Consider the following 8632-nt stretch of genomic DNA (forward strand, 5'->3'; position numbering starts at 1 on the left):
ACCAGGGGCCTCAGCGGACCGGGAGGGAGAACTACTTCTTGCCGCCGTCCTTGCCCTTGTCCTTGTCGCCGCCGGCGCCCATGGACTCGTAGATCTCCTTGCACATGGGACACACGGGGTACTTCTTCGGGTCACGGCCCGGGACCCACACCTTGCCGCAGAGCGCGACGACAGGGGTGCCGTCGAGCGCGCTCGCCATGATCTTGTCCTTCTGGACGTAATGGGCGAAGCGCTCGTGATCGCCGTCGCCGTGCGACGTCTGCGGCGTCGGCTCTACGAGGGTCCCCGTACCTGTCCCGCGCTCGGGCTCGAGAGTGCTCATAACGGCCAAGGGTACTGAAGCCCGCGCCGAGCACGAAGAGCCGCCGGTGGCATCAGTTGAGCGACGGGTCGTCCGGGTACGTGGCGACCATCGCCAGCTCGCCGCGCTGACGGCGCAGCACCGCCCGCCACAGCCCCTCGGGCCGGGTCACCGACACGTCGCCGGGCTCCGACTCGACCACGTACCAGGCCCCGTCGGTCAGCTCGCCCTCCAGCTGGCCCGGACCCCAGCCCGCGTACCCGGCGAAGATCCGCAGCGAGCCGAGCGCCGCCGCGAGCAGCTCCGGCGGGGCCTCCAGGTCGACGAGGCCGATCGCGCCGTGCACCCGGCGCCAGCCGAGCGGCGCCCGCTCCAGCGAATCGCCGGGGATGACCGCGACACCGAGCGCCGAGTCCAGCGAGACGGGACCGCCCTGGAAGACGACACCCGGCTCACCGGCCAGGTCGCCCCAGCCCTCCAGGATGTCGCCGACGTCCACCGGCGTGGGCCGGTTGAGGACGACGCCGAGCGAGCCCTCCTCGTCGTGGTCGAGGAGCAGCACGACCGCCCGGTCGAAATTCGGGTCCGCGAGGGCGGGTGTGGCCACGAGCAGCCGCCCTGTGAGCGAGGACACCTCGGTCATGGCAGACATGATCCCGCATCTTGCCGCCCGAGGGGGAGCCAAGCGCGACAACCGTATGAACGCAGCTCAGCGCGGCCCGAAACGGAATCCGGACGGGGCCGCCGCCGGTCACCGCCCGCGTCCGATTCGGCACGGTTCGTGTTGTAGCGAAGTCATGACGGTTCTGTGCGTCCGCGGGCTTACGGAACAAGGGGAGGCGGCCCTTACTCTTATGCCTTGGCCCCTGCCCATCCTCATCGGAACGCGAGATTCATGACCGTCACCGACGATGTACTGCTTGTCCACGGCGGAACCCCGCTGGAGGGCGAGATCCGTGTCCGCGGCGCGAAGAACCTCGTGCCCAAGGCCATGGTCGCCGCCCTGCTCGGCAGCGCCCCGAGCCGGCTGCGGAACGTCCCGGACATCCGCGACGTCCGCGTCGTGCGCGGCCTGCTCCAGCTGCACGGCGTGACGGTCGCGCCCGGCGAGGAACCGGGCGAGCTGGTGATGGACCCCTCGCACGTCGAGTCGGCCAACGTGGCGGACATCGACGCGCACGCCGGGTCCTCCCGCATCCCGATCCTGCTGTGCGGCCCGCTGCTCCACCGCCTCGGCCACGCCTTCATCCCGGGCCTGGGCGGCTGCGACATCGGCGGACGCCCCATCGACTTCCACTTCGAGGTGCTGCGCCAGTTCGGCGCGACCATCGAGAAGCGCGCGGACGGCCAGTACCTGGAGGCCCCGCAGCGCCTGCGCGGCACGAAGATCCAGCTCCCCTACCCCTCCGTGGGCGCCACCGAGCAGGTCCTGCTCACGGCCGTCCTCGCCGAGGGCGTCACGGAGCTCTCGAACGCGGCCGTCGAGCCGGAGATCGAGGACCTGATCTGCGTCCTGCAGAAAATGGGCGCGATCATCGCGATGGACACCGACCGCACCATCCGCATCACCGGTGTCGACACCCTCGGCGGCTACACGCACCGCGCGCTCCCGGACCGCCTGGAGGCGGCGTCCTGGGCCTCGGCCGCGCTCGCCACGCAGGGCGACATCTACGTGCGCGGCGCCCAGCAGCGCTCGATGATGACCTTCCTCAACACGTACCGGAAGGTCGGCGGCGCCTTCGAGATCGACGACGAGGGCATCCGCTTCTGGCACCCGGGCGGCCAGCTCAAGTCGATCGCGCTGGAGACGGACGTCCACCCCGGCTTCCAGACCGACTGGCAGCAGCCGCTCGTCGTCGCGCTCACGCAGGCCACGGGCCTGTCGATCGTCCACGAGACGGTCTACGAGTCGCGCCTCGGCTTCACCTCCGCGCTCAACCAGATGGGTGCGCACATCCAGCTCTACCGCGAGTGCCTGGGCGGCTCCGACTGCCGCTTCGGCCAGCGCAACTTCCTGCACTCCGCGGTCGTCTCGGGACCGACCAAGCTGGAGGGCGCCGACCTGGTCATCCCCGACCTGCGCGGCGGCTTCTCGTACCTGATCGCGGCCCTGGCCGCGCAGGGCACCTCGCGGGTGCACGGCATCGACCTGATCAACCGCGGCTACGAGAACTTCATGGAGAAGCTCGTCGAGCTCGGGGCGAAGGTCGAGCTCCCGGGGAAGGCGCTCGGCTAGCCGTCACGGCTGTGTGGGCCAAAGGGGGCCGCCCGGGGACACCCGGGCGGCCCCCTTCGGCGTTCCCACCGCACCGAGCCTGCGGGCCGGTGGGAGAGCCCGGAAACGCCGCGAGGGGCGGTACCCGGTGCGAACACCGGGTACCGCCCCTCGCGCTTGCCGAAGAGGCTGCTTACTTGCCCTTGGCGGCTTCCTTGAGCTTCGAGCCCGCGGAGACCTTGACGCTGTAACCGGCCGGGATGTTGATCGGCTCGCCGGTCTGCGGGTTACGAGCGGTGCGAGCGGCACGGTGCGTGCGCTCGAAGGTCAGGAAGCCGGGGATGGTGACCTTCTCGTCGCCCTTGGCAACGATCTCGCCGACGGTCTCGGCGAACGCGGCCAGGACCGCGTCGGCGTCCTTGCGGGTCACCTCGGCGCGGTCGGCCAGCGCGGCCACCAGCTCACTGCGGTTCATTTTTGTACTCCCGTGTTCTTCTTGCCGTTGAGGCGTGCCACGCGGTCGGGCCGCGTGGCGGGCGACAGCGAAGCCGATGCTGCCAGGGTCTCGGTCAGGCCCAGGACCCGGGGTCCGTCACGTCCGGACCCGTGCGCCTGTGGGGGCGCCCCCTGGACGAGCCCTTGGGGATGCATCCTGCCCCCACCAGCGGCGGTAATGCCAATCCGGCACCCGTGGGGGTCACCCGGAAGGCACCACCGGCCGCGAGGGCGAGGCACTCCCGGGGTTCAGGGGCCTGCTTCCCGGCCACCCTAGATGCCCCAAGGGGCGTGCCTCCCGCGACGCGCCGGTTTTCAGGCCCCCGTGGCCCCTGTCACAGCCACCCCGGCCGCCTTCGCGGCGTTCCGCACGGCTCCGGCGACCGCTCCGGCCACCTTGTCGTTGAAGACGCTCGGGATGATGTAGTTCGGGTTGAGCTCGTCCTCGCTCACCACGTCGGCCAGGGCGGTGGCGGCGGCGAGCATCATCTCCGTGTTGACCGTGCGCGACTGGGCGTCGAGCAGGCCGCGGAAGACGCCGGGGAACACCAGGACGTTGTTGATCTGGTTCGGGAAGTCCGAGCGGCCGGTGGCCACCACGGCCGCCGTCCGGCGGGCGACGGCGGGGTCGACCTCGGGGTCCGGGTTCGCGAGTGCGAAGACGATGGCGCCCTCGGCCATGGCCGCGACGTCGTCCCCGTTCAGCACGTTCGGGGCGGAGACGCCGATGAAGACGTCGGCGCCGACCACGGCCTCCTTGAGGGTGCCCGTGAGGACCCCGTCGGGGCCGCCCGTGTTGGTGTTGTCGGCGATCCAGCGCAGCGGCGAGTCGCTCGCGGCGTCCACCAGGTCCGCGCGGTCGGCGTGCACGACACCGTGGATGTCGGCCACCACCGCGTTCTTCACGCCCGCGGCGAGCAGGAGCTTGAGGATGGCGGTGCCCGCGGCGCCGGCGCCGGACATGACCACACGGATGTCGCCGATGGCCTTGCCCGCCACACGCAGGGCGTTCGTCAGGGCGGCGAGCACGACGATGGCCGTGCCGTGCTGGTCGTCGTGGAAGACGGGGATGTCGAGGGCCTCGCGCAGCCGGGCCTCGATCTCGAAGCAGCGGGGCGCCGAGATGTCCTCGAGGTTGATGCCCGCGAAGCCGGGAGCGATGGCCTTGACGATCTCGACGATGGCGTCGGTGTCCTGGGTGTCCAGGCAGATCGGCCAGGCATCGATGTCGGCGAAGCGCTTGAAGAGGGCGGCCTTGCCCTCCATGACCGGCATCGCGGCCATCGGGCCGATGTTGCCGAGGCCGAGGACGGCGGAGCCGTCCGTCACGACCGCAACCGTGTTCCGCTTGATGGTCAGGCGGCGGGCGTCCTCGGGGTTCTCCGCGATCGCCATGCAGACGCGGGCGACGCCCGGCGTGTAGACCATGGACAGGTCGTCACGGTTGCGGATGGGGTGCTTGGACTGCATCTCGATCTTGCCGCCGAGGTGCATGAGGAACGTACGGTCGGACACCTTGCCGAGCGTGACGCCCTCGATGCCGCGCAGTTCCTCGACGATCTCGTCCGCGTGGGCCGTCGAGGTGGCCGCGATGGTGACGTCGATACGGAGCTTCTCGTGGCCGGACGCCGTGACGTCGAGGCCGGTCACCGAGCCTCCGGAGGACTCCACGGCCGTGGTGAGCTGCGAGACGGCCGTGCCGCTCGCGGGTACTTCCAGCCGGACCGTCATCGAGTAGGAGACGCTGGGCGCCGTTGCCATGGCCGACTTCCTCTGCTTTCACCGTGTAGCTGTTGCCGTCCGATGGTCGCACCTACCGGCGAGTACGTGGTAGCCGCATCGGATTCTGAACCTTGTGTTCATCCCAGTTTCGGAAAGTACTTTCCACCATACGAGAAGTTGGCCGAAACGGGAAGAGGCCGGGGAGAGGCGACGGGCCGGAGGCCGGGAGAGCCGGGAGAACGGCGAGAGGCCCACATCACCTGCGTGATGTGGGCCTCTCACAACGCCTACGACACCGACCCGCCATGCTCGCCTCGCGGCAAGTGGTCCCTCTGAGGGACGAAGGTTGGGCCCGGGGGCTTGGATCGAGCCGGTGCCGTCAACAACGGTAACACCGGCTCACCGTGACACAAGGGTCAGTCCCGCAGCAGGTCCGGCACCCCGTCCCGGTCCGGTTCGTCCCGCTCGCCGGAGACCACCGTGAGCTGCTGCGTGGCCCGGGTCAGGGCCACGTAGAGCACCCGCAGACCGGCCGGCGACTCGTCGGCGATCTCCGCCGGCGACACCACGACGGTCGCGTCGTACTCGAGCCCCTTGGCCTCCAGCGAGCCGAGCGCCACGACCCGGTCGCCGAGCGGCGCCAGCCAGCGGGCCGCCTCCGCCCGGCGGTTCATCGCGACGACCACGCCGACCGTGCCGTCGACCCGGTCGAGCAGCCGCGCCGCCTCCTCGCGCACCGCGTCGCCGAGCCTGCGCTCCCCCACGACGGCGAAGCGCGGCTCGACGCCCGTCGAGCGGACCGCCGACGGCGACGCGGACCCCGGCATCGCGAGGGCCAGGACCTTCGCGGCGAGCTCCGCGATCTCGGACGGGTTGCGGTAGTTGACGGTGAGGGTGAAGCGGCGGCGGGGCCGGGTGCCGAGCGCCTCGTCGCGGGCCTCGGCCGCCTCGTCCGGGTCGGACCAGGAGGACTGGGCCGGGTCGCCGACCACCGTCCACGTGGCGTGCCGGCCGCGCCGGCCCACCATCCGCCACTGCATCGGGGTGAGGTCCTGGGCCTCGTCGACGATGACGTGCGCGTACTCGGTGCGCTCCTGGGCCAGCCGCTCGGCGCGCTCGCGCTGGGACTCCTCGCGCTGCGGCATCAGCTCCTCGAGGCCGGTCAGCTGGTCCAGCGGGTCGTACTCGCGCTTCTTCCTGGGGCGGGCCGGGGCGCCGAGGACCGCCGTCAACTCGTCGAGCAGCGCCACGTCGTGCACCGACAGCGCCTCGCGGCGCAGCGAGCGGGCCAGCTTGCGGACCTCGCCCGGGTTGAGGATCCGGCGGGCCCAGCGGCCGAGGCGGCGCTCGTCGGACATGGCCGTCAGGACGCCGCGCGGGGTCAGCTCCGGCCACCACGCGTCGAGGAAGCCGAGGAAGTCGTCCTCGCTCGTGATGTCCTCGTCGAACGACGACCGCAGCTCGGCCGCGAGCTCCGGGTCGCTGTGCCGGCCGGCCGCGCCGGACTGTTCCCAGAGCGCGTCGAGCAGCAGCCGGCGGGCGCGCGGGCGCAGGTGGTTGACCGGGGCGGTGCCGCTGAGGGCCGACTGGCGGATGCGGTTCAGCTGCGCCGCGTCCAGCTCCAGGCGGCGGCCGAACGCGACGACCCGCAGCCGGGTCGGCGTGCGCGGCTCCGGCGCGGCCCCGGCGTCCTCCGCGTCCCCGAAGGTGAGCTGCTCGGCGTCGCGCGCCGCCGGCGTCCGCCGCACGGGCGTCTCCAGGGCCCCGCGCGCGGCCTTGCGGAGCACCTTCAGCATGCGTGCGGAGCCCTTGACGCGGGCGACGGCCGGGCTGTCGTACTCGGTGGCCTCCGCGCCGTCGACGAGCGAGCCGACAGCACGGATCGCGACCTGGCCCTCCTCGCCGAGGGAGGGCAGCACGCCCTCGGTGTACGCGACGAGCAGCGGGGTCGGCGAGACGATCAGGATGCCGCCCGCGTACCGGCGCCGGTCCTGGTAGAGGAGGTAGGCGGCGCGGTGCAGGGCGACGGCCGTCTTGCCGGTGCCGGGCCCGCCCTCGACGTACGTCACGGACGCGGCGGGCGCCCTGATGACCTGGTCCTGCTCGGCCTGGATGGAGGCGACGATGTCGCGCATCGAGTGGCTGCGGGCCTGGCCGAGCGCGGCCATGAGCGCACCGTCGCCGATCGCGGGCAGCGGGGCCCCGTCCAGGAACGCGGTCAGCTCGGGGCGCATCAGGTCGTCCTCGACGCCGAGCACCCTGCGGCCCTTCGAACGGATGACGCGGCGGCGCACGACGCGCCCCGGGTCGACGGGCGTCGAGCGGTAGAAGGGAGCGGCGGCGGGCGCGCGCCAGTCGATGACCAGCGGCGCGTACTCGGCGTCGAGGACGCCGATCCGGCCGATGTGCAGCGTCTCGGCGATGTCCGCGGTGCCGTCCGCGCGGACGGAGCCGTCGGCGGGCTCGACGGCGGTGTAGGCGCCGTCGGGGCCCTTCTTGCCGTCCTTGCCGAGCAGCAGGTCGATCCGGCCGAAGAGGAAGTCCTCGAACTCGTTGTTCAGCCGGTTGAGGTGGATGCCCGCGCGGAACACCTGGGCGTCGCGTTCGGCGAGGGCGCCGGGCGTGCCGACCTGGCCGCGCCGGGACGCGTCGTCCATGAGGAACTCCGCCTCCTGGATCTTCTCTTCCAGTCGGCGGTAGACGGCGTCGAGGTGTTCCTGTTCGGCGCTGATCTCTCGGTCACGGACGGAGTCCGCACTCGTCCCCTCCGCGTCCCCCTCCGAGTACACCGCTGAATCATGCTGAGCCTGAGCGGCCACCGGGCCCCCTTCTGACGTGCTGGGCAGCCGTCAAAGGTACGCCAAAGCGGGCCCGGGAGCCACGAGCGCGCCGCCCCGGCCCGGGCCGGCCGGCTCCCGGTCCGCCCCCGGCTCAGGCGTCCACCTCCACCAGCCGCTTCCCGTCGAGCGTCTCGACCTCGAACCGGTCGATCTGGCTGCGGTCGAAGGCGGCGCCGCCGTGCACGTACAGGGGGTACCTGGCGCTCTCGTGCGTGCTGTCCGTGAGGCCGTAGCCCCACCGCGGGACGGCCCACGTCGTGACGGTCTCGCGCTCGCCGTCCTTGCCGACGGCGATCAGGGAGCACTTCAGCGGGCCCTTGACGTTCTTGAGCTCCAGGACGGTGTGGGTGCCCCAGGCCTTCTTCTCCATGCCGATCGTCGCGGTCACCTTCGTCGTGGCGTCCGTGGCCTCGATCTTCTCGTCCATGTGGTGGAAGAAGGCGTCCTCGGCGGGGCTGGTGGGGTGCGGGTCCGCGAGCGTCGTGGGGTGGCGGCCGTCGTCGCCGCCGGTCGCCGCCATGACGGTGAGCGGACCGCCGACGAGCACGGCCACCACCGCCGCGACCAGATACAGGCCCCGGCGGCGGCGCCGCGCCCGGGTCCTGGCCACCTCGCCGACGAGCGACTCGGCGAGCCGCGGGCCGGGCCGGGCCGCGAGGGCCGCGCCGATGTCCGGGGTGCCGCCGCCCGCGGGCAGGTCGGCGAGCGCGGCGAGCATCGGCTCCATGCCCGCGAACTCCTCCAACTGCTGCGCGCACCGCTCGCACACCGCGAGGTGCGCCTCGAACGCGCTCGCCTCGGCGTCGTCGAGCACGCCCAGCGCGTAGGCGCCGACCGTCTCGTGCACATCGCCGCCGGGGTCGTGGCCGTAGGGCCCGTACGCCGATGTCATGCCGTCACCCCCCGTTCCTGCAGCGCCAGCTTCATCGAGCGCAGTGCGTAGAACACACGGGAGCGCACCGTGCCGCTGGGTATGCCGAGCGTCTCGGCCGCCTCGTTGACCGTACGCCCCTTGAAGTACGTCTCGACGAGCACTTCGCGGTGGGCGGGGGTGAGGTA

At 72.0% G+C, this 8632-nt stretch carries 8 protein-coding genes; 1 reads left to right on the top strand and 7 read right to left on the bottom strand.

Annotated elements, in window-relative coordinates; genetic code table 11:
• Positions 1-31 precede the first annotated feature (31 nt).
• Together GTW43_RS09940 and GTW43_RS09945 are read right to left on the bottom strand one after the other, a co-directional pair.
• Entirely contained in the window at positions 32-322 is a 291-nt protein-coding gene (locus tag GTW43_RS09940; protein ID WP_161301273.1) for a DUF3039 domain-containing protein, read from the bottom strand.
• A gap of 52 nt (positions 323-374) precedes the next feature.
• Positions 375-944: a YqgE/AlgH family protein gene (locus GTW43_RS09945; RefSeq protein WP_161301279.1), complete on the bottom strand. Its 570-nt coding sequence runs from the start codon at positions 942-944 to the stop codon at positions 375-377.
• A 252-nt stretch (positions 945-1196) separates the two neighbouring features.
• Here GTW43_RS09945 and murA point away from each other — a divergent pair, with 252 nt between their 5' ends.
• Positions 1197-2537, top strand: coding sequence for a UDP-N-acetylglucosamine 1-carboxyvinyltransferase (murA, locus tag GTW43_RS09950; protein ID WP_161301274.1), 1341 nt, complete (start codon positions 1197-1199; stop codon positions 2535-2537).
• A gap of 172 nt (positions 2538-2709) precedes the next feature.
• Here murA and GTW43_RS09955 read toward each other — a convergent pair whose 3' ends face one another.
• The 5 genes from GTW43_RS09955 to GTW43_RS09975 form a co-directional block, all read right to left on the bottom strand.
• Positions 2710-2991 carry an HU family DNA-binding protein gene (locus GTW43_RS09955; RefSeq protein WP_016645140.1) on the bottom strand — a complete coding sequence of 94 codons (282 nt, stop codon included), beginning with the start codon at positions 2989-2991 and terminating at the stop codon, positions 2710-2712.
• 335 nt (positions 2992-3326) lie between these two features.
• Positions 3327-4772, bottom strand: coding sequence for an NAD-dependent malic enzyme (locus GTW43_RS09960; RefSeq protein ID WP_161301275.1), 1446 nt, complete (start codon positions 4770-4772; stop codon positions 3327-3329).
• A 377-nt stretch (positions 4773-5149) separates the two neighbouring features.
• Positions 5150-7522: a UvrD-helicase domain-containing protein gene (locus tag GTW43_RS09965; RefSeq protein ID WP_343245956.1), complete on the bottom strand. Its 2373-nt coding sequence runs from the start codon at positions 7520-7522 to the stop codon at positions 5150-5152.
• A 142-nt stretch (positions 7523-7664) separates the two neighbouring features.
• A complete protein-coding gene (locus GTW43_RS09970) occupies positions 7665-8465 on the bottom strand; it encodes a zf-HC2 domain-containing protein (RefSeq protein ID WP_161301276.1) in 801 nt (266 codons plus the stop codon).
• The coding region (locus tag GTW43_RS09975) for a sigma factor-like helix-turn-helix DNA-binding protein (protein ID WP_272922515.1) at positions 8462-8632 on the bottom strand (171 nt) is incomplete at its 5' end. The genes GTW43_RS09970 and GTW43_RS09975, both read right to left, overlap by 4 nt.

It is taken from the genome of Streptomyces sp. SID5785 (genome assembly GCF_009870065.1).
Lineage (GTDB): Bacteria > Actinomycetota > Actinomycetes > Streptomycetales > Streptomycetaceae > Streptomyces.